17 protein-coding genes are annotated in these 20,862 nt (G+C 68.1%); 4 read left to right on the top strand and 13 right to left on the bottom strand.

What is annotated here, in order from left to right; genetic code table 11:
- Window positions 1-28: 28 nt before the first annotated feature.
- The 6 genes from ABZ370_RS41305 to ABZ370_RS41280 are packed head-to-tail and all read right to left on the bottom strand — an operon-like array spanning window position 29 to window position 6,021.
- Window positions 29-550, bottom strand: coding sequence for a cupin domain-containing protein (locus ABZ370_RS41305; protein WP_358632818.1), 522 nt, complete (start codon window positions 548-550; stop codon window positions 29-31).
- Window positions 551-561: 11 nt separating this feature from the next.
- On the bottom strand, window positions 562-1,827 hold the full coding sequence (locus ABZ370_RS41300; protein WP_358632815.1) for a styrene monooxygenase/indole monooxygenase family protein: 1,266 nt from the start codon (window positions 1,825-1,827) through the stop codon (window positions 562-564).
- The gene (locus tag ABZ370_RS41295) at window positions 1,824-2,966 is read right to left on the bottom strand and encodes an LLM class flavin-dependent oxidoreductase (protein ID WP_358632812.1); all 1,143 of its coding nucleotides are present in this window, start codon (window positions 2,964-2,966) and stop codon (window positions 1,824-1,826) included. The genes ABZ370_RS41300 and ABZ370_RS41295 overlap by 4 nt, the downstream gene beginning before the upstream one ends.
- Window positions 2,963-4,201: a styrene monooxygenase/indole monooxygenase family protein gene (locus tag ABZ370_RS41290; RefSeq protein WP_358632809.1), complete on the bottom strand. Its 1,239-nt coding sequence runs from the start codon at window positions 4,199-4,201 to the stop codon at window positions 2,963-2,965. Before ABZ370_RS41290 ends, ABZ370_RS41295 begins: the two co-directional genes overlap by 4 nt.
- Before the next feature lie 52 nt (window positions 4,202-4,253).
- A complete protein-coding gene (locus ABZ370_RS41285) occupies window positions 4,254-5,060 on the bottom strand; it encodes a TauD/TfdA family dioxygenase (RefSeq protein WP_358632806.1) in 807 nt (268 codons plus the stop codon).
- A 16-nt stretch (window positions 5,061-5,076) separates the two neighbouring features.
- Window positions 5,077-6,021: an isocyanide synthase family protein gene (locus tag ABZ370_RS41280; RefSeq protein WP_358632803.1), complete on the bottom strand. Its 945-nt coding sequence runs from the start codon at window positions 6,019-6,021 to the stop codon at window positions 5,077-5,079.
- 560 nt (window positions 6,022-6,581) lie between these two features.
- Between ABZ370_RS41280 and ABZ370_RS41275 the strand changes: the two genes are divergently transcribed.
- On the top strand, window positions 6,582-7,523 hold the full coding sequence (locus tag ABZ370_RS41275) for a LysR family transcriptional regulator (RefSeq protein WP_358632800.1): 942 nt from the start codon (window positions 6,582-6,584) through the stop codon (window positions 7,521-7,523).
- Window positions 7,524-8,191: 668 nt separating this feature from the next.
- Here ABZ370_RS41275 and ABZ370_RS41270 read toward each other — a convergent pair.
- Both ABZ370_RS41270 and ABZ370_RS41265 read right to left on the bottom strand, forming a co-directional pair.
- Entirely contained in the window at window positions 8,192-9,535 is a 1,344-nt protein-coding gene (locus ABZ370_RS41270) for a DUF6745 domain-containing protein (protein ID WP_358632798.1), read from the bottom strand.
- 221 nt (window positions 9,536-9,756) lie between these two features.
- The gene (locus ABZ370_RS41265; RefSeq protein WP_358632795.1) at window positions 9,757-10,065 is read right to left on the bottom strand and encodes a hypothetical protein; all 309 of its coding nucleotides are present in this window, start codon (window positions 10,063-10,065) and stop codon (window positions 9,757-9,759) included.
- A 215-nt stretch (window positions 10,066-10,280) separates the two neighbouring features.
- On the opposite strand from ABZ370_RS41265, the gene ABZ370_RS41260 reads away from it, so the two are divergent.
- Together ABZ370_RS41260 and ABZ370_RS41255 are read left to right on the top strand one after the other, a co-directional pair.
- The gene (locus ABZ370_RS41260) at window positions 10,281-12,242 is read left to right on the top strand and encodes a hypothetical protein (protein ID WP_358632792.1); all 1,962 of its coding nucleotides are present in this window, start codon (window positions 10,281-10,283) and stop codon (window positions 12,240-12,242) included.
- A 159-nt stretch (window positions 12,243-12,401) separates the two neighbouring features.
- On the top strand, window positions 12,402-12,767 hold the full coding sequence (locus ABZ370_RS41255) for a hypothetical protein (protein ID WP_358632889.1): 366 nt from the start codon (window positions 12,402-12,404) through the stop codon (window positions 12,765-12,767).
- 147 nt (window positions 12,768-12,914) lie between these two features.
- On the opposite strand, the gene ABZ370_RS41250 is transcribed toward ABZ370_RS41255, so the two are convergent.
- The 4 genes from ABZ370_RS41250 to ABZ370_RS41235 form a co-directional block, all read right to left on the bottom strand.
- On the bottom strand, window positions 12,915-14,432 hold the full coding sequence (locus ABZ370_RS41250) for a HAMP domain-containing sensor histidine kinase (protein WP_358632789.1): 1,518 nt from the start codon (window positions 14,430-14,432) through the stop codon (window positions 12,915-12,917).
- Window positions 14,429-15,154, bottom strand: coding sequence for a response regulator transcription factor (locus ABZ370_RS41245; RefSeq protein ID WP_358632786.1), 726 nt, complete (start codon window positions 15,152-15,154; stop codon window positions 14,429-14,431). The genes ABZ370_RS41250 and ABZ370_RS41245 overlap by 4 nt, the downstream gene beginning before the upstream one ends.
- 94 nt (window positions 15,155-15,248) lie before the next feature.
- Entirely contained in the window at window positions 15,249-16,451 is a 1,203-nt protein-coding gene (locus ABZ370_RS41240) for an ROK family transcriptional regulator (RefSeq protein ID WP_358632783.1), read from the bottom strand.
- A gap of 34 nt (window positions 16,452-16,485) precedes the next feature.
- Window positions 16,486-18,042, bottom strand: a complete 1,557-nt coding sequence (locus tag ABZ370_RS41235; protein ID WP_358632780.1) for a sulfatase — start codon at window positions 18,040-18,042, stop codon at window positions 16,486-16,488.
- 301 nt (window positions 18,043-18,343) lie between these two features.
- Between ABZ370_RS41235 and ABZ370_RS41230 the strand changes: the two genes are divergently transcribed.
- A complete protein-coding gene (locus ABZ370_RS41230; protein WP_358632777.1) occupies window positions 18,344-18,832 on the top strand; it encodes a hypothetical protein in 489 nt (162 codons plus the stop codon).
- A 371-nt stretch (window positions 18,833-19,203) separates the two neighbouring features.
- On the opposite strand, the gene ABZ370_RS41225 is transcribed toward ABZ370_RS41230, so the two are convergent.
- Window positions 19,204-20,745 (bottom strand): FAD-binding oxidoreductase, encoded by a 1,542-nt coding sequence (locus ABZ370_RS41225; protein ID WP_358632774.1) that lies wholly within the window; start codon window positions 20,743-20,745, stop codon window positions 19,204-19,206.
- Window positions 20,746-20,862: the final 117 nt, after the last annotated feature.

The following is a 20,862-nucleotide window of genomic DNA, read 5'->3' as shown; positions in this document are numbered from 1 at the left end:
TGTGTCGGTCGATCGGCCGCGGAAGCCGCTACGGGGTGGGAGGCGGTCCCGCGAAGCCGTACCCGTACTGGGTGCCCAGGGCGATGATGTGATCGAGGCCGGGCCCACCCACGTCCTCGGTCGGCAGGGTGAGCGTCTTGGCGTGCGGGATCTCCGCGTCGAGGAACAGGTCGAACTGCGGTCTGCGGTCCGGCTGCGGGGTGGAGTGGATGGTGAGGAACCGGGCGTCCGGCGAGGTCGTCACGAAGCCGTGCGGGATCGTCCTCGGGACGATCATCGTCGAGCCGGCCTCCGCGATCTGCTCCTCTCCGTCGCAGATCATGCGCAGCGTGCCGTCCAGGACGATGAAGACCTCGTCCTCGAAGTCATGGACGTGCAGCGGGGTGTTGTAACCGCGCTTGCCGGTGTGCTGGACGACGGTGAAGGTGTCCCTGGTGGCCGAGCCCGGAACGCGGACCTGCGCCAGGCCGCCGAGCAGCCAGACGGCGGTCTGTTCCGACTCCGGGATCAGCCGGCCCTTCTCATCACGTGCGATGTCGGGAAGTGTCATCCTGCTCCTTCTCAAGAGTCGTGGCCGGGCACCCCGTGCGGGCTGCCGTGCGAGGGGACTTCGGTGCGGACCCGGGCGAGGAAGGACGCGGTGCCCTCCGGGCCGGACAGCGTTTCCCACATCGCGACCGGGTCGTTGAAGTCGCTGACGAACGCGTCGGCGACGCGCTTGTCCTGGGCGGCGTGCTGGAACAGTTCGGTGAGATGTGGCGGCGGCTCGGCGAGGAAGGCGTTGCTCCAGTCGACGACATGCCGTGCGTGGTCCCACAGCCGGTCGGACGCGGTGCGGCAGAACCGCTCGTCGAACGGGCCCCCGCCGGTGGCGATCAGCTCGGCCAGTTCGAACGCCGAGTGGGATCCGAGGTTGGCGCCCTGCGCGGTGAGCGGGTCGTTGGTGATCCAGGCGTCGCCGATGGCCAGCGCGTACCTGCCGTCGTCGAGCCGTGCCCAGCCCTGCCGGACCACCGGGGTGATCCCGCCCTGGGCCAGCTCACCGGGCGCGATGAGGGTGAACTCCTTGGTGTCGACGCGCTCGCGCAGCGCGGGCGCGTGCTCGGCGACCAAGTGCAGCACCGCGCGGTGGAACGCGCCCGGGTCGGCGTCCGCGTCGAGATGGGCGGCCGCCTCCAGCGGGCCGCCGGGGATCGCCTCGAAGGCGAGCACGTCCGCCCGCCCGGCCGGGGAGTAGAACGGAATCCGGAAGATCTCCCCGGCGCCGGGCAGGAAGTGGAGGTCGAGCGAGTGCGGCACGGCCTCGTCGATGCCGAAGTAGAGCCCGCTGCACAGCACGCGCTGCGGTGTGGTGTGCGGTGAGCGGGCGGGGTCCGCCGGGAAGAGCCGCCGCATCGACGCGCTGCCGTTCGCGACCACGACCAGGTCGTGGTGCGCCGCGATGTCGTCGATCGGGCGCTCGCCGATGACCAGGTCCCCGCCGCGGTCGACGAAGGCGGCCAGCAGATGGGGCAGGTAGAGACGGAAGTCCACCACACTGGACGGGGGCGTGAGATCGGCCGTGAAGGCGAGGGGGGATTCCCCGGCCCGCATGGTGACCGCCCAGTGCTCGACCCGGGCGTCGGCGAAGTCCCAGTCGAAGACGCCGAGCTGCCTCTCCCGCCGCTGAGTGGGACCGAACCGGGCCGGGAAGTTGCGCGGGCGTCCGGCCTTCAGCTGGTCGATGTCCTGCCCCGAGTGGACCGTGGCGTGGACCCCCAGCTGCTGGAGGCGCAGCGCCAGCTGGAGGCCGGAGATACCGGCGCCGACGATCCCCACGCTCGTCATGCGCTCACGTCCCCGGCGAACTCCTGGGACCGCAGACGGCCGGCCAGCCACACGATGGACTCCACCGTGAACTGCGCCGCCTCCGGGGAGGCCATGGCCGACGCCGGAATCAGCATGGGGTGCTCCATACCGGCGTCGAGGAGTTCGTTGATCCTCTTCAGCACGGTCTCCCTGCTGCCGACGATGGCCTGTGCGGCCACCACTTCGTCGGGGACGGCCGCCATGGCCCGCTCGACCTCGTCGCGGGTGAGCAGATGGGGCAGCAGCTCCGACAGGCCCCGGTAGTCCTCGCCGAAGGGGTGGGCCGCGCCGTGGGCCCGCCAGGCTTCGGCGCTCGCGTGCAGCGCGAGGAAGCGGATCGGCTTGGCCCGCAGGAGGTCGTGGGCCGCCGCGTCGGTCTCGGCGACCACGATGGGCACCCCGCCCGCCGCGAGGACGGCGCCCGGGTCCCGGCCCGCGGCGACCGCCGACGTGCGGACCACCGCCAGCCGGCGGGCGTATTCGTCGGGGGTCATGAGCTGGGAGGGGAGCCAGCCGTCGGCGTAGCGGCCGGCGAGTCCCAGCATCCGGTCGTGGTTCGCCCCGAGCCAGATCCGCGGGGTTCTCCCCTCCGGGGCCTGGAGCCCCATGAGCGCCTTGTCCAGGGTGAAGAAGGTGCCCCGGAAGTCGTGCGGCCCCTCGCCGTCGAAGAACATCCGCAGGATCCGCAGCGCCTCCTCGACCCTGCTCACCCGGCGGTCGTGGGCCACTCCGTAGGGCTGGAGGTTCTCCAGCGCCCCGGCGCCGATACCGAGCACGGGCGCCTGTTCGGTGAGGTGGGCGAGGGTGGCGGCGGTCTGGGCGAGCACCGCGGGATGCCGCCGGTTGGGGTCGGTGACGCCGATCGCGAGGCGGACGCCTCCCGCCTGTGGCGCGAAGTTGCCCAGGACGGTGGCGAAGTCGAGACACCGGTCGGGGGTGGGCATTCCGGCCGCCATATAGGTGAAGTCGGTGTCCCACACCTGCCGGGGGAAGACGTTCATCAGGTGGTCGAAGACCAGGAAGGTGTCCAGCCCCGCGGTCCGTGCCACCTCCAGCATGCCCCGTCCGGCGTCGATCTCGCCGACCGCGTCCCAGACCAGGCCGATCTTGACGGTCACGTCCCGCTCCTTCCTGATCGCGCACCCGCGATGAATACGTCGGTGTGTTCGGGAGAGCTGATGGAGTCCCACATCACGGCCGGGTGGTCGAGATTGGCGATGAACCGGTCGGCGACGCGCTGATCGGCCGCGGCGGCGCCCAGCAGCGTGCCCATCTGGGGCGGCGGCGCGCCGATGAACATGTTCGTCCAGTCGACGACGGGCCGGGCCGTGGCCCACATCCGCTCCGAGGCCGTGCGGCAGAACCACTCGTCGTACGGACCGGTGTGCGCGGTGAGCGCGTCCGCCAGCTGGAAGGCCAGTGCCGATCCGAGGTTGGCGCCCTGGGCGGTCAGCGGGTCGTTGGTGATCCAGGCGTCGCCGATGGCCAGCGCGCACGTACCGTCGTCGAGCCGCGCCCAGCCCCGCCGCACCATCGGCACGACGGCGCCCTGCAGCATGTCCACCGGGCGGGTGAGGGCGAACTCCCCCACCTCCACGCGGGGCCGCAGGCTGGGGACGTGGGTGGTGATCAGGTCCAGGATGTCCTCGGCGAACTGATCCGGCTCGTCGCGGTAGTCGCGGCCGGTCACCGCGGTGAACGGGCCGTCCGGCACCGCCTCCACCAGAACGACGGTGACCCGGCCCTCGAACGAGTGGTACGTCGGCGCGTGCACCTCACCGATGCCCGGCACCATGTGCATGGTCATCCCCGAGGGCTCGGGCGCCCGGACTCCGTGGAACAGCCCGCCGACGAGATGCCGTGGTGCCTGGAGGTAGGGCGAGCGGGCCGGGTCGCGCGGGAAGGTGTCCATGAGCGCGCCCCGGCCCGCCGCGACGACCAGGAGATCATGCTGTCCGGCCAGTTCGGCCAGCTGCTCCCGGTCGGCAATCTTGCGGTGCACCGGGATTCCGCCGCGCCGCTGGTACTCCTCCAGCAGCGCGGCCAGATATATGCGAAAGTCGACCGAACTGGCCGGCTTGGGCAGCCTCCCGCGCAGGGAAAGCCCCCCGGGACCTTCGATGTACATGTGCATCCAGGAGTTGTCGTACGCACTGGATGCCCAGGTCGTGAGACCCAGGGCCTTTTCCCGTTCCCTGGTGGAGTCGAAACGGGTGACAAAGTTCAGCGGCGGACCGCTGCGGATTTCATCCGGTCGCCGATCCGTGTACAGCGTGGCGTGGATGCCCAGTTGTTGCAGCCGGAGTGCGAGGTGCAGACCGGAAATCCCGGTGCCTACGATGCCGATACTCATACTTTCGCTCCACCTGTTGGGGAAAGGCTTTCCTCTCGGATCAGAGAGAGTGTCAGATGACCTCGACCCGCTGCAGGTGACGGGCGGTCGGTCCGGTGAAGGCATTACGCCCGTGGACGAGCGCGTAATTGTCGGCGATCACGATGTCACCGGACTGCCAGACGTGGTGGTAGCAGTACTCCGACCGGTGCAGCAGTTCGGCCGTGGAGTCGAGGAACTGATCCGGCCGGTCATCATCTTGGAGTCCGCCGACGGTGACATACACCGGGTTCTTGTAGGTGTCCGGATCCAGCGGCTCGGCGAATCGGAGAACGGGAACTCCGGTGGCCGGGTGCTGGGAGACCAGCCGCTCGGTCACCTCCCCGCCGTAATGTGCCAGCTTCTCCGTCTTGTAGGTGAGGCTGACGCGCTCCCAGCGCTTCCTCAGCTCCGGTTCCGCGTCCCGGTAGGCCATGGTCGTGTCGGAGAAGACGGTCTCGCCGCCCGAGTCCGGGGTGGCGTCCAGGCACTGGAAGAAGAAATACCGCGGATTGGCCTCGACGAAGGCCCCGTCCCAGTGGAAGGGCACATCGCCGCTGGCGAACAGGTAGTTCTTCGGGTCGTCCTCCACTATGAGGTCGATGACTTCGCCGGGCTCCCACTTGAGTACCTCGCCCCAGAGGCGACAGTAGTCGGCGAACTCCTTCTTGCCGAGCAGCCTCAGACCGCGCAGGACCAGCACTCGGGATTCCACGGTCCAGCGGGCGAGCGTGTCCACCGGAATGTCGGTGATCTCGGCGCCGTCCGGGGCCTCGATGACGCGCCCGAAGGGGCGAAGCGGGGTGTGGACGAGACCGCTGTTCAAGGATGCCGCATTCATATCCGGTGTTCTCCCTCTAGGAGTTGGCGGCGAGGTCGGGTGCCACGAAGTGGCTGAGGCGGCCGTCCCGGCGGACCACGGAGGCCTGGAGCTCCTCCGCCTCCCACCGCTTGACCAGGGACAAGTTGACGCCGTCGTCGAGCACCACGCCGTGCCACGGCGTCAGCCAGCCGTCCCTCGTCCGCATGAGCTGGAACCCGAACTTCTCCGAGTGCGGCGGCTGCGGATGGATCGAGAGGCGTATCGCCTCGGGGAACTTCTCGGCGACGACCCCGCTCCACGCGTTGCTTCGCAGGATGGTCTGGTACGCCGCCTCCTTCGAGTTCTTCCGCAGCTGCGTCCGGGAGGCTCCGGCACCGCCCGGCCGTGCCATCGCGTCCTCGAACATGAAGCGGTGAATACCGTTGAACAGCGAACGCGTCGCGTCCTCGGTGCGGACCCGCTCCCGTAGCTCCGCAAGGGGCGAACAGTAGTTCTCTTCGAGCAGGCTGCGCATTTTCGGATAGTCCAGGCTGCCGAACGCGTCGTCGAGCCCGAACATGTCGAGCGACGACCAGTGCGCGGTGCCGATGATGTGTGTCAGTGCTTCCCGGTATTCGGTCACCGCACTGTCCGAGACGCCGACCACATCACCGAAGACATGGCCGTCCGAACAGATCGTGACCCGGGCACCGGGTCCGTAGTAGTGGCCCACGTAGTCGCACATCGACTGCAGGAAGCCCAGGGCCATGCGCTCGCCGAGATCCGGCAGCGCGCCCAGCACCTTCTTCTGGTTCGGCGACTTCGCGGGAAAGGCCGGTACCACGAAGTGGATCGGCTCGTCCCGCTTGACGAACCGCTCGATCTTGCATTGATGTGCCTCGAAACACGCCGCACAGGGAGTGTCGGTTTCATCGGTCAGCGACTCGTCGATCCGCCGGAACCGATAGAGGAGCTCGAGAGTTCTCCGGGATGCACGCATCGCAGGAATGTCCCCCGTTAACGTCTTACTCAACGTCCCTCCATGACAGATGGATTGCCGGTGTGGAACCAGAGCCCCCTCATTCGCGTAGGACCCACCGGGCGTCTTTTCCAGGAGATTCGATTCAGGGAGCCGACACGGCTGCGGATCGGGCTACGGACAGCGTGAACGTCCGGGCATTACCCGTTTCGACTGTCATCGAACGCTGCACGGTCGGGGTCACGTCACAGGCACTGAGGAATGACCGGCGAATGGACGCGCGGGCATGGCCATACGTCTGCCTCCAACAACTGCCACAGCAAATCCCCCTGAAATCAATCTCGTGACGGCGCTGCCGGCCGACGCGATGAAGAGCGCTTCCGCATGTGCGGACGGAGTCGGCTGGTGTACCAGAGGGGAGACCGACCGTTTTCGGCCAGCTCCGTGCTCACATCCCGCGGCCATGCTGAAGCGTTGTTACATCTTTGCTGTGGTCGGCGGGTACATGCAATGATCCATCGATTAGCATGTGTGATGGATTCTGGACGGCACCGTATTGATCGAGGAGGGACACCGGGCGCATGGGTGCGGATTACCCGTCGATCCACCAACTTCGCGCGGTGCTGGTACTGGCCAGAGAGTTGCATTTCGGTCGGGCCGCCGCACAGCTCTACCTCACCCAGCCTGCCCTCAGCCAGCAGATCCGCTCTCTTGAGCACCGGCTGGGCGTCAAGCTGTTCTCCCGGACGAGCCGGCGGGTGGAGACGACCCCGGTCGGACGCGCGCTGCTGCCCCTGGTCAAGAACGTGGTCGAGGCGACGTACGAACTGCGCGACGCCGCACACTCCTCCACGGACGGCGGCGATGTGGAAACGCTGCGGATCGGGCTGACGGACTGTTCCGCCGCGCTGCCCTCCACCCGCCGGGCGATCGCCACCTTCACCGCCCTGCACCCGGATGTCGAACTGGACTTCCAGGTGGTGGACCTGGTCGAGCAGGAAACCGCCCTGATGTCGGGGAAGATCGACGCGGCGTTCGTCTATCTCCCGGTCCCCGACAGCTTCACCACCCAGCCGCTGAGCACCGAGCCGCGGGTGGTGTGCCTGGCCAGTTCGGACCCGCTCGCCCAGCAGCCCTCGTTACGGCTCGCGGATCTCGCCGGGCGGCCCGTGGTGAGCATGGCGGCGGAGGCAGGCCAGGCGGGGCAGAGCTTCTGGGCCGTGGACCCCCGGCCCGACGGAACTCCCGTCCGCTACACCGACCATCGGATCACCCGGGTCGAATCGCTGCTGTCCGCGGTCTCGTTCGACGGGGCGATCGCCTTCCTGCCCGCCGCCGCGAACGAGCTCTATCCACGGCCGGACGTCCGCTATCTGCCCGTCCATGACCTGCCACCCTGCACCTTCGGCGTGGTGCGGCCCGATCACGGCCGATCGAGCCGCGCGATCGAGGCCCTGGAGGGTATCTGCCGCAGCCTCAGCGCCGAGGAGATCCCGGACCGCACGACCGGGCCGACGGCCTGATGCGAAGCGTCAGGGACACTCCTCGCGTACGGGCGCCAGCACCGCCACGTGTGTCCCCCGGACCTCGGGTGACAGCGTTTCGGGAGGGCGGCAACCAATCCGCGACTCTTCCTGGAACTCGCGGAACCCCTCACCGCATCCCCTTCCGCAAGAGGCCGGGATGCCTCAATGGTCAACAAGCGCACCCGGACCCATTCAAGACCCGCCTGACCGCCCACTGCCAAAAGGTGGCCAAGGCGTGGGCGCAGACGCACAACGCCGACCCGATCGTGCGAGCGAAGGGGCTTCCGCGTACAGCGCACCACGGTGCTGTCGGCGGCGTCGATTACGTTGGCAAGGGGAAGTGAAGGTCATCCTGAACTACAAGAATGCCAAGACCGTCCCCGTCTCATACGACGTCAAGTCGAAGAAGATCACGGCAATCGGCTGACCTGGTCACGCCGTTTCAGCCGAGGCAAGGCCGAGACCAGCGACGGCGACGGCGACAACGCCTCGGCCCCGGCGAGCCTGGCGGTGAACTCACGGTCGTGCCGGCCGACGGGCCGGCCGTCTGAGCCGATACCGAGCAGGAACCGAACCTGTTCCGGGCGCTGCGCGGGGTGGCGGAGAGCTCAGCCACGGCGCGGTCCAGGCCAGCACGACAGCGTTTCTGTCGCTGTCGTCGACGATCACAGTCGCAGGATGTTGTCCGGGTCGTGTGCCGCCTCATAGGCGAATCCCCAGAAGTCCGAGTGCCCGATGGCCAGGTTCACGTGCACCAAATTGACCAGCGGAGGCGGCAGGCGGAACTCGCGTCCGAGCTCTTCCGCGTTGTCCCCGTCGATTTCATCGTCCAGTTCCTCGCATCTGGTCGAGACCGCGAGCAGGGTGTGATCCCCCTTCATCGTGGCGGCATCGGCCAGGAACACCACTTCGAGCCCCGGTTCTCCGGCAAGTGTGGACAGCACCACCTCATCCGGGCTCGCCCCGGAGAACGCGCGATCGTCGACCACGTGGGTGCGCACTTCCGACTGGCCATCGGGCTGATTGAGCAGGTCGACCACTGCCCGCCACGCTTCGTCGTCCGAGTAATCCGTGCGCACGACCAGGGCGTCACTCTCGAAGTCGTACCCCGTGCGGTTGATCGTCGGTCGCGTTCTGCCCGGCTCTCGGGGAAGACGCACGCCATGCCACGACCAGACGGCGAATCCGTCGCGGTAGGCGATGGCGGGGCCGGTCTCGCGATGCAGGCGGCCTTGGTCGTCACGGTGCAATGTGGTGGGGCGCTCGGTGAGGATGACGGCGTGTTCGAAGGGCCACCACCGCCCGGCCGATCGCGCGACGCGCATGATGCCGCCGAGCCGGTCAGCCTCCGCGACAGACCAGTGGGCACGGAAGTAATCCCAGGCCGCGAGCCATTCGACGTCGTGCTGGCCAGGTATCGACCTGGGGATCTCCGTTCCGAGCTGATCCCGGACCTGGGCCCGGACATGGTCCCGGACCCGCTCCCCGAACCCGTCGCTGTGGACGCGATCCAAGATCTGGGCCCAGACCTGATGCTCGTCAGCCGCTCCGACCCGGCCCCCGAACTCCTCCCGGAGCAGCACCCGGACCTGCTCCACGACATGATCCGAGATCTGATCCCGGACCCGATCCCGGACCAGTTCCCCGGCCTGGTCCCGGACCCAGGTCCAGACCCGGTCCCCGGTCCCGGTCACGCTCCCACCCCGGTTCTGAGCATCGGCCTGAGCCCGTATCTGAGCATCGACCTGAGCACGGACGTGACCTTCGCCCCGGGGCCGGGGGCCCTCCGCGCCCGCCAGCATCCAGGCCCCGATGGCTCCGGCCATGGGCGAGTCGAGCCAGATGCACAGCACCGGAGGCTCCAGGCCCGCCGCGCGATAGGCGTCGGCCACACCCGCCTCGGCCTCGGCGCGGTCGGCGGGACCGGTCGCGAGGCCGTGGGCAAGCCAATCGTCCTTGACCCGGTCCAGGGAATGGATTTGGGAGTCGGTCAACTCGTTGATCTTCACCGGGGTCTGTCCTGTTTCTCGGAAAGGCGGCTGGCGGGTCCGGTAGGTGGCTCACCCGCCAGGAGCAGGTCGCACATGGTTCTGTTCGACTGCGTCCGGGGACGCCCGATCTCAAGGATTTCAGAAACTGACGTAATAATTCTGCGTAATATTCTGCAGACCGCGTCCAGGTAAGCACAACGCGGGAATCACGGATTATGTCGCCCTCTCGCCGGAAGAATTCACTGTGCGCCGGAGAAGGTCCGGCTACCGGCCGGCAAGCCGTCAATATGTCCCACGCGAGGCTGAGGGATGACGGTCAACCGGGCCCCGGGGATGCCGTCCCGCAGCATCACGGCCCAGCGCGGGCCGCAGATGAAGTCGCGCCGCCCGGCCGGGAAGTCGGCGAACTCGTCCCGCCGGGCCCAGAAGTCGGCGAAGTAGACCGGACAACGCCTCACGCAGCCGCACACCGACGTGTACAACACCCTGCGATCCATCGTCACCGGCACCGAACGCATCCTGACCGCCACCGATACCGGCATCGGCACGGTGACCTCGCCCCTGAGCCACGCGCCATCATTTTTCCCGTACCGGACGAATTAATCCGGCGCGGCTCACCTTGCGAGCACGACCCCCCTCTCCCAGGGTGGAGGATTCGTAGCCGAAGCACTGCCATGGCGCGAAGAGCTGCCAGCCCACGTCGCGATGTCCAGAAGTGACGGCGTGACGCCTCACCGTTCTCCCAGAAGGTACAGAGATACTGATGAGTGGATTCAAGCGACGCGACGTTCTGCACAGCGCGGCGGCCCTGACGGTCGGTGTCACCGTCGCCGGATGCTCCTCCGATGCCTTTGAAGTGAAAGAGGAAAAAGGGGCAGCCGACGCCGGTCCGGTCATCGCCGTCAGCACACAGCGGGCGCTGGCCAAGGTGAGCCGGAACATAGTGGGTGTCAACGGCGCCAAATGGTATGACGACGCCTTCGGACTGTGGGACGCCGAGGCCGATGCCCCGGAACCGGAAGCCGTCAAGAAGATGAAACAGAGCGGCATATCCCTCGTACGGTATCCGGGTGGGACGTCGTCCAATCTGTTCAACTGGAAGGGGGCCATCGGGCCCCAGCCGAGCCGCAGCCGTCAGCTCGACGGGAAGGACGGGGACGAGGTCGACAGCACGTACGGCCCCGACGAGTACATGTCCCTCATGAAAAAGATCGACGGTACGCCCCAGATCATGGCGGCGTTCGCGAATTCGACACCACAGGAAATCGCGGACTGGGTAGCGTACATGAACGCCCCGCAGGGCACGAAGTGGGGAGATCTGCGGGCGGAGAACGGCCACCCCGAACCCTACGGAGTGCGCTGCTGGGAGATCGGTAACGAAATCTTCGGAAAGCACCAGCGTTACTGGATGAGTGCTGACGACAACACGGCCATCAAACAGTACGCGTTCGGTGGCACACAGCGGCAGCGAGGCCAGCGCGTCGGACAGCCGACGGATCACAGCCCCAAGGCATCGGTCAGCGACGGCGAGCCGAGCCAGAACTTCACCGTGTGGTACCCGCCCGTGGTGCCCAAGAGCCAGGTGGTCCATGTCGCCGGCACCGAGTGGCGTCAGGTTCCGGACCTGTCCTCGGCGGGTGCGAGCGACGAGGTCTACACGTTCGAACCGAAGAGTGGCGCGATCCGTTTCGGCGACGGCCGGCACGGCGCGATCCCCCCGCAGGGTGCGAAGATAACCGCCGACTACGACTCCGGCCCGCATGCCGGCTTCGTTGACTACTCCAAGGCGATGAAGGACGTCGACCCCACAATCCGCGTCCTGTCCGTCTGGGCGTCCATTGATCAAGGGAAGCTCATGACCGGCAAAATGAGCTTCCCCCGGCTCATGGCCGAGCACGGCCACGCCGATGACTACGACGGCATGGCCATCCACCCCTACACGAATTTTTCGCGCGACTTGCACGTCACCCGTTTCCCCGACAAGCGGGCCGGTCACGACTTCCAGATGCTGGGAGAAACGGCGGCCGCCACGATGGTCACCGATCTCATGGACGAGATGCGCAAGTACGGAAAGAAGGACCCGTATGTCGCAGCCTCCGAATGCGGCGCGCTCTTCTTCGGCGGTGAACGCGGAGCGCAAACCTACACCGAGTACTCCTACGCGATGTCCCATGTTCTCTACATGGCATCCCAGTGGGCCCATTTCAGCAACTCCGGTGTCGCCTGGACCGCGAGCAACGACCTGCTCAGCCCCAAGCCCGGTACCGCACGGACCGTGTTCGGAGGAGCCCCGGACTTCATGCCCATGCCGGAAGCCATTATGCGCGAGCAACTGCGCGACTTCTTCCATGGTGGCGGCAAGATCGTTGACAGCAAAGTGAACGACAATGTCGAGGTGGCGACCGACGAAACCCCTCTGGGCTCCTCCTACAAGGCGCTGGTGACGACGGCCTCGATCGACCGGGACGGGGCCCTCAACGTCCTCGTGGTGAATCGCTCACCGGACGAGGACATCAAGGCGCACGTCGCTCCGGATGATTTCACACCTGCCGGAACCGTCGACGTGTCCGTGGTCGCCGGAAGGACCTTCTACGACTTCAACAGCAAAGAGCGGCCGAACTCCGTCAAGATCGAAAAATCACAGGCCAAGACAGATGCGAAGACATTGGACTGGTCGTTCAAGGCACATTCGGTGACGCTGCTGCGCTTCCCCGCTCAAAGCTGATCCTCCGGGCTCAGTGCGGATTCTGTCTGCCGAGCATGGGACCCATGCCCGGCACAGCCACCGGAGTCTCGCCGTCCGCACCGGACCGCCACTGGCCGATGACGGCCCAGCCGGGGGCGGGCCCTCACCGCGCCAGGTGGGGTCGACCATGCCGAACCAGTGGTCGGGCGCGGTCCGGGCGGCCTCGCGGATCTCGTCCGGGACGGGCGGCATGTTCTCGGTGGCGCCCTCGATGTGCTCGACGCCGCCCTCGTCACCAGCCCCGTCGGCGGCTTCGGGCGTCTCCGCGGCCACGGAGGGCTCGACCGCCGCATCCCGGGCGCGTCCCGGGGGCTCAACGACCCGCTGATGCGGCGGCTCCTGGAGGTCTACACCCCGGGCATCCTGCTGTCCTGCCCATCGGCCGAGGGCTTCCTCTTCGGGAACGTCAAGGGCCGCAACCTGCCTCCCGGACGCGGCCGGCGCATCGCCCGCCGCAAGAGCGTCCAGATCCAGGCGGCCCTGCTCGCCCCGGAGGGCACCTGAGCCGACGGACGGTCCGGACACGGCCTGCCGCCGGGCCGCGTCCGGACCGTGACGAACCGCCGGCCCCGTCGGACCCGCCGGGCGAGCCGGAGGTCGTCATCGGCCTCGGAGCCGACGTGCACGGGGCGTAGCGGAGCCGCCGGCGTTTCACCGGAGACGGATCGGGGGCTGCTGGACAGCGGTCGTTCGAGGGTCCCGGCGCCCGGCGGTAACCGTCAGCCAGTCACGGCGCACCAGCGTCAGGGTGTCCCCCACGGCCGCCATGTCGGTGACCGGCAGCCATACCTCGAACCGTGCTCCGGAGTACCCGTCGGGGCGGTCCCGTACGGTGATGCTGCCCTGGTGCAAGGCGATCTGCTGGGCGACGAGCGTCAGGCCGAGGCCGGAACCGGGGCTGTTCGGGCCGCGTCGGAAGCGTTCGAAGATTTCCTCGCGCCGTTCGGCCGGAATGCCCGGCCCGTGATCGTCCACCGTGAGCACGGCCGCCGGACGGTCCTGATCATGGGAGGGGCGCAGCGCCACTTCGATACGCGCGTGACCGTCCCCGGTGCGGCCGTGTGTCCAGGCGTTGGTCAGCAGGTTGCCCACGGCCGAGCGCAGCCCCTGCTCCCACGCGTGGACCAGCAGCCCCGAGGGGGCGCGTACGGAAACCTCGGCATCGGGGTGTGCGCGGCGCAGATCGGCCACCGAGCGCTCCATCACCTCGGCCAGGTCCACAGGGGTGAACGAGTCCGCCTCGACCAGGTCTCCCTGGCCGAGTGCCTTGAGCATCGTCAGCAGCCCCAGCAGCCGGGTGTGTTCATGCCCCAGATCCTCCAGCACCTCGGCGCGGTCGACGGGGTCGAGATCGGCGTGCGCGGTGAGGATGTCGAGGTTGGTCCGCATGCTCATCAGGGGAGTGCGCAATTCGTGGGAGGCGGCCGTGGTGAACGAGCGAGCTGTGGCAAGTGCCTCGTTGGTACGGGCCGCCTGTTCGTCGTAGCGGGCGAACACCGTCTGCACCGTACGGGCCAGGTCGTCGACCTCGGTGATACGGGTCGGCGTGTGCTCCAGGCGCGTAGTGCTGCTCCTGGGGTCCAGACCGCTCGTCCGGCGCTGAAGTCGCCGCAGGGGCAGGACCGCCCGGGCGGAGATGGCCCATGCGATGGCCCCGGCCACGGGCGCCGCCAGCAGCGTGACCGTCACGACCCGCTCGCGCACCAAGGAGATCTCCGCCTGGTAGGTGCTGTCCGGTGCGAAGATCCACAGATTCGGCGTGCTTCCCCGCCCCGCGGTGTAGACGCGCCGGGACAGCACGTGCCAGGTCTCGTCGCCGGCGTGCACGGTGGCCGGCCGCAGCGCCCGGTCGGGCAGCCGGACGTCACCGTCGGGCTGCGGACCGTCCGAGATCGTGCCGTCCGGCGTGATCAGCCGAATCCCCATGTCCCGTGCGGAGTCCTGGAGCCGCCGCCGGGACTTCTCGGCGATGACCGGCTGATCGTCTTCTTTGGCGTGCAGGTACCTGTTGGCGTTCTGGGAGACGGCCGTGGCGCGGGCGCTCAGTTGTGCGTCCTGGTGCGCGCGCAGATCATCGGCGACCAGGCTCAGCAGCAGCCAGCCGGTGGCCAGGACCAGCAGGGGTACGCTCACGCCCACCGCGAGCGCGAGGCGTGTGGACAGCCTCACGCCGCGCCTCCGACCGGCCGGTCCATGGGGTTCGGGCGCTCCTCGCGCAGGACGAAGCCGACCCCGCGAACGGTGTGCAGCATCCGTGGGCGCCCCCCGGCTTCCAGCTTGCGCCTGAGATAGCTGACGAAGGTGTCCACCACATCGGTGCGCACCTGGAAGTCGTAGCCCCACACCCGGTCCATCAACTGGTCGCGGGTCAGCACGACGCCCGCGGTGCGGGCCAGGATCTCCAGCAGCTCGAACTCGCGCCGCGTCAGGTTCACCGGCCGCCCGTCCACGAATGCTTCGCGGGTGGCCGGTTCGAGAGTCAGGCCGCCGACCCGCACCCGGTCGACGGCGGTCGGCGGGCGACGGCGCAGCAGGGCGCTCACCCGCAGCTCCAGTTCCTTCAGGGCGAACGGTTTGACCAGATAGTCGTCTCCCCCCGCTTGCAGCCCGGCGATCCGGTCGTCGACCTCGTCGAGGGCGGAGAGCATCAGCACCGGCACCTCGTCTCCGGCCCCGCGCAGGGTGCGGCACACGTCGATACCGCTCATGTCGGGCATGCAGATGTCCAGCACGACGATGTCGGGGTGGTCGGCCCGCACCACGTCCAGCGCGGCGTGGCCGCCGTCGGCCAGCGCCACTTCGTAACCGCTGAGCCGCAGCCCCCTTGTCAGCGAGCGCCGGGTGGCATCGTCGTCATCGGCCACGAGCACCCGCCCGGCCCTGCCGGTCATGCCTGCCTCCGCTCGATCGTCGGGTGGTCCCTGAGGGAACCCCGATTCGGCGTCCAAGACCGTCATGCTAGGCGGTCCTGGACGCCGCACGAACTCACGGAACCGCCGGTGCGAGCGGCACCGGCCGACCGGTGGCAGCGGATTGCCGGTGCAGAAGGAGGGCGAGGGCGCCGAGCGCGGCGCCCACGTCGCCGAGCTTGGCCGGGCGCACATGGAGCGGCATCCGCGAACCCCGGCAGGCCACGTTCGCGTCCAGTTCGCGCCGCAGCGGATTCATCAGAGCCGGGCCGGTGCCGGTCAGCTCACCGCCCAGGACGACGACGCTGGGGCCGAAGGCGTTGCACAAGTCGGCCAGGACCCTGCCGACATGCGTACCGGCCCGTTCCAGCACCGAGTGCGCGGCCCGGTCGCCCGCCTCCAGGGCGGCCACCAGTTGCGGAACATCCGCAGCGGACCCGTGGGCGTCGAGCACGGCCCCGATCGACGCCACGGTCTCCAGGCACCCCACGCGGCCACATGCGCAGGGCTCGCCCCCGGGGTCGACGGTGATGTGGCCGAACTGTCCCGACAGCCCGTGGGCGCCACGGTGCAGCGTTCCGCCCACCACCAGGCCGCCCCCGACGCTGTGCGACAGGGACAGGTACAGGACGTCCTGCTCGTCGATGGCGGCGCCCCAGGTCCGCTCGGCCAGGGTGGCCAGCCGTGTGTTGCTGTCGAGGCGGGCCGGGATGCCGAAACTCTCGCTCACCAGTGCCGACACGGTCTCCGGGTGGATCGCGCCGGGTGAGTCGTCCTCCAGCGGGCCGACCGGGCCGGTCACCCCCACACCGACGCCGCTCAGCGTGTCCAGCCGCAGCGTTCCACCCGTCAGGGCGCGGGTCAGCCGTCGCGCGACGTCGAGCCGCTCCTCCCACGACGCGTCGGGGCCGTGCGGCTCGCTCGCACTGCTGATGCTCCCGTGCACCGTGGTCATCGCCGCCACCCGTACCGCCTGTCGTGCGAAGTCGATACCGAGCAGGTCGGCGGCCCAGGGGTTCGACGACAGCTTCTCCGCCGGGCGGCCACGCCCGCGTCCGCCCACTCTCGGCACCGAGGCGCTCACGGCGCCGCTGTCCATGAGTGCGCCCACCACGTCGTAGAGCGTGGTGCGGGACAGGCCGCACCGTTCCCCCAACTCGCCCCGGGTCAGCGGACCGTGCTTGCGCAGCAGCCCCAGAATCAGATTCTCGTGCTTCCGCCGTGACTGCGGCGCACCGGTTCGCTGCCACGCCGTATCCATGGGCCGGGGGGATCGCATCACTTCTCTTGTCGCTGCCATCAGGTCGGCCATTTCAGGAGTGGGTCCGGGACGCGGCCAGGCAGCTCTTCGAGCCCTCGCAGCGCTGAAGCTCCGTCAGGGTGCGGTGCAGCGAGGCGCGCTGGTCCGCGGAGAGGGACGATGCCTTGTTGTTCATCTGGCCTGGGTCGGAATCCAGGTCGTAGAACTCGCGCTCCCCGTCGACGTACTCGACGTAGAGGGAGTCCGCGGTCCGCATCGCCGCGTACGTCGGCGGGTCGCCGCTGTCCTCGGACGCCGCATCGGGGTCGTCCTTCTTGGATGCCGAGTGATGGTGCTCGACCAGGACGGCCTTGCGCCAGTCGTCCTCCGGCCGGCCGCGCATCAGTCCGGTGAGGCTCTGCCCGTCCACGGTCGACGGGGGCTCCAGACCGGCGAGTTCGAGGAAGGTCGGGTTGATGTCGACGTTCTCCGCGAACTGCGAAGCCTTCTCACCGGCCGGTACGCCGGGACCAGTGACCATCATCGGCACCCTGACGTCGGTGTCGTAGGCGGTCTGCTTCCCCGGCCGGAGCCGGTGCTCGCCCATGTGGAAACCGTTGTCCGACCCGAACACGATGTAGGTGTCGTCCGCGAGGCCCTTCGCCTCCAGTGTGACCTTCAGCTCACCGATCATCTGGTCGACGGCCTGGACGGCACGCACCCGTTTGGCGAACTTCCGGTCTATCTCCTTCTTCTCCTTCGGCGTCAGCGGGGTGAGCGTGTCCTGCCACTTCGGCGCGTCGCGGGTCGCCTTGTCGTAGGCGTCGGTCTGCGGGGCCTTGAGCCCGGGGAACGTGCCCTCGTCGCGTGCTGCGGGAGTGGACGGGCCGTGCGGTGCGAACGTCGCCACCTCCAGCATGAAGGGCTTCTTCGCCTCCGCCGAGGAGCCCACGAACGAGGTGGCCTTCTTCGACAGCACGTCCGTCAGGTAGTCCTCGGGACCGTCGCCATAGGGCACGACCTTGCCGTTCTCGTTGAGGTCGTAGTCGTACTCCTTGTAACCGTCACCGGCGACATCCCACTCGTCCCAGCCGGAGGGGACGTACGGCCGGGACGTGCCGTTCTTGGCGTCGGGCCGGTATCCGTTCAGGTACTTCCCCATGAACCCGGTCCGGTAGCCGGCGCGTTGCAGCGCCGGTCCGAAGGTCCTCTCTTCGTTGCCGTTCTTCATGAACGCGCCGTAGCCGCCGTCGTCCCCGTTGTTGGTGAAGACGCCGGTGTTGTGCGGGTACTGACCGGTGAGCAGGGACGAACGCGAGGGACAGCACAGCGAGTCCGTGGCGAAGAAGTTCGCGAAGGTCGTTCCCTTCTCCTTCATCTGCCGCACGTGCGGCATGTACTTCACGAGGTTCCAGTCCAGGTCATCGGTGAGGACGTACACGATGTTGGGCTTCTTCGCGGACCCCGAGGTGTCGTCGGCTGATGAGGCACCTTCGGCTGATGAGGCACCTTCTGTGGCCGTGTCCGCCACTTGCGAGCAAGAGGCGAGCAACACCGTGGCCAGGGTCGCGCACAACGCGGTGAGCACCGTGCGTGAGTAGCGGTCGCCGAGCACGTGGCAATCCTCCATGAGTTGAGCGGCTCCGGAGCCGGGACCGTAGGACATGACTTTGTGGGATTCATGTGATGCCTCCCGGACCGCCGTGCCGGGCGGCGAACCCGCGGTCGGCGTACGGCAATTAATCCGACGGCGGCCGCCATTAGTCCGGGCACCATCCCGCAACTCGCGGATCGCCCCGCCGCATCTACCCCATGGACAGCGGCGCGACGTCGGACGTAGAGCCGCCCACTCCCCTGCCGAGCGGGCCCACCAGGCCCCGCTCCCGGGGGACAACCGCCGCTGCCTCCGGTATTACCCGCAGCCCACACGCTTGATCGACGACCAGGAGCTCATCGTGTCCATTCGCCCTATGCAGAAGACTTTTCTGACCGGTGCTTCACTGCTGACAGCCGGCCTGCTGATCTCCGCCTGCGGCCCGATCGAAATCTCCGGCGGGGGCAACGACAAGAGCGACTCGTCCTCGTCGAAGCCGCACGCTTCCAACTCCTCCGATGCCGACCCCTCGTCGAGCGGCAAGTCCAAGGGGAAGGTCATGGGCACGGTGAAGTACCTCGCACCGGGCAAGTACACCGTGACCACGGCCAAGAACGACACACAGGCCTTCTACCTCACCAAGGACGCCAAGATCACCGGCTGGGGCACCATCTGCGGCGAACCCAACCAGCGCACGACCTGCACCAAAAAGCAGCTCAAGTCCTCCACCCAGACCAAGAAGGTCATAGCGCGCGTGAGGCTCAACGACGGCAAGGCCAGCGCCGTCACCGAACACAAGCCCGGCACGGCCGGTGACACTCACTGATAACGCGGTGTCCGCGAGCCGCTGACGGCGGACACGCTGCCCAGCGCGGACGACGGGCCCTGGCCGTGAATGGCCAAGGCCCGTCGCTCAGGGGCGTGCGATCGACCGAATGAGCATGTCACGGAGGGGTAGAATCCGCAGAGCCGGCGAGCAAGCGTGGATGGCCGGAACCGTGACGGATTTCGCCACGCGGCGTCCAAAAAAGTCTGCCGCGACGCCGCGGCCCCCGCCGAAAGATGTCGGTTCCGGCAGAGCAGGATTGATGTTCGGCTGGTCGCGGACGCCCTGACCGCCGATATGGCAGCCCCTGAAATGAGCAGCGGGTGATCGTCATGCGCGCCCACGAGATCGTGGGGCGCGTCTTGAGAACGTCAGGTGCCGACCGCTTGCGGATAGCTGAAGAAGTTGGTCGGATCGTACTGACGATTCACCCGGACCAGCCGGTCGTAGTTCGCACCGTAGTAGGCCCGCCGCCAGTCCTTCAGGGTCGGATCCGGGAAATTCTGATACGAGTGCGGGGGCGGTGTGTCACCGAAAATGCCGCAGTAGAACTCACGGAGCCAGTGAAGGTTCGCGTCGGCGACGCTGGGCGGATCATAGTCCGCCCAGGAGGTCTCGGCGGCGAGGATGAACACGGCGTTTCGGTGCACGAACGCCGTGGCGTCCGGCGGCACTTGATTGATCTCGCCGCCGAGGGCGAACATGGCGAACCCGGCTCCGTCCTCGTTATCGCTGCCAGGCCAGTCCAGCAGTTGCTCGGCGGCGGCACCGATCTGGTCATCGGTCAGGAGCGTCCGGGACGTCAGAACCGCCGACTTGGCGGCGAACTGTTGCACCGGAGTGGTGGCACTCAGCAGCACACTCGCCACACCCGCAGCGACCTCGCGGACGGACGCGTTGTTGCGAGCGCGCTCCTCAGCCGTGCCGATGGCGAGCAGCGGGGCCAGGGTGTCGCGCAACTCCTCCAGGGAGCCGTAGTACTGACCGATGGCATTGACGTTGGCATTAGCGTGGATCTGGTCCCTGGTGAGCCCATGGGTCCCGATGCCGACGCGGAGATGGAACCGCTTGTCGTCCAGGGTGTTCACGGCGACCTGTTGCGCGGTGGCGATCACCTGCAGCACCGAGTCCAGGCTCCAGCGCAGCTGGTAGACGCCCACGTCGCCCTGGAACCGCTCGTACTGGAACGTAAAGGAGGTGTTGACACCGAAGTTGTTTCCCGCCCCGCCGCGGCAACCCCAGAACAGGTCGGAGTGCGCGTCCTCACTGGCCTCCACCACGCTGCCGTCGGCGAGTACCACGGTCGTCGACACCAGCCGGTCGCAGGTCAGGCCGAACATCTTGTCACTGAAGCCGATACCGCCACCGAGCACCAGCCCGGCCACCCCGACCGTAGGGCAGCGGCCGGTCGGCACGAACATGCCGCGGTCCTCCAGCAGCGGGTGCAGGTCGCCGTTGGTGACCCCGGCTCCCACGGCGACCTTACCCGCGTCGTGAACGACCCTCATCCGCCCGTAGGTCCGGGTCCGGGAGCCGGCACCCGGCTGCGGGGTGGAGACGATGCTTTTCATGCGGGCCATGTTGAGCAGCAGACCAGTGGTGGCAGAGTATCCGGCGTAGTTGTGGCCCAGCCCGGAACGAGGCACGGCGGGCAGCCCCACCGCGCGGGCCCAGCGGACCGCCGCCCGGACATCTCGGGTGGTGGCGCACGCCACGATTCCAGCAGGGCGGACCCCGGCGTACCGATGGTTGAACGGAAGTGCCAGCGGCGGGTAGCCGGAATCTCCCGGCCGGTAGAGAGTGGAACGCGACGACAGCGCCTGAGCCAGCAACTCCCAGTCCCGTTGGCTGAGCCGCTCCGCCTCTTCGGTGGGTGACGCGGCAGCAGCGGGCAGCGACTGCGAACCCACCATCTCGGTCCCCAAAACACCCACAGTGCCGGCCCGCAGTACGCTCCGCCTGTTGATCAAGGTAGCTGCCTTCGCAAGAGCCGCGTCGGAGAAGCGATCGCTTCCCACGCCAAGTCAACC

Origin of the sequence: Streptomyces sp. NPDC005962 (assembly GCF_040629205.1) — a bacterium.
In the GTDB taxonomy this organism is placed as follows: Bacteria; Actinomycetota; Actinomycetes; order Streptomycetales; family Streptomycetaceae; genus Streptomyces.
Note: the sequence above shows the minus strand (reverse complement) of the source record. Positions and strands in the feature narration are given on the sequence as shown.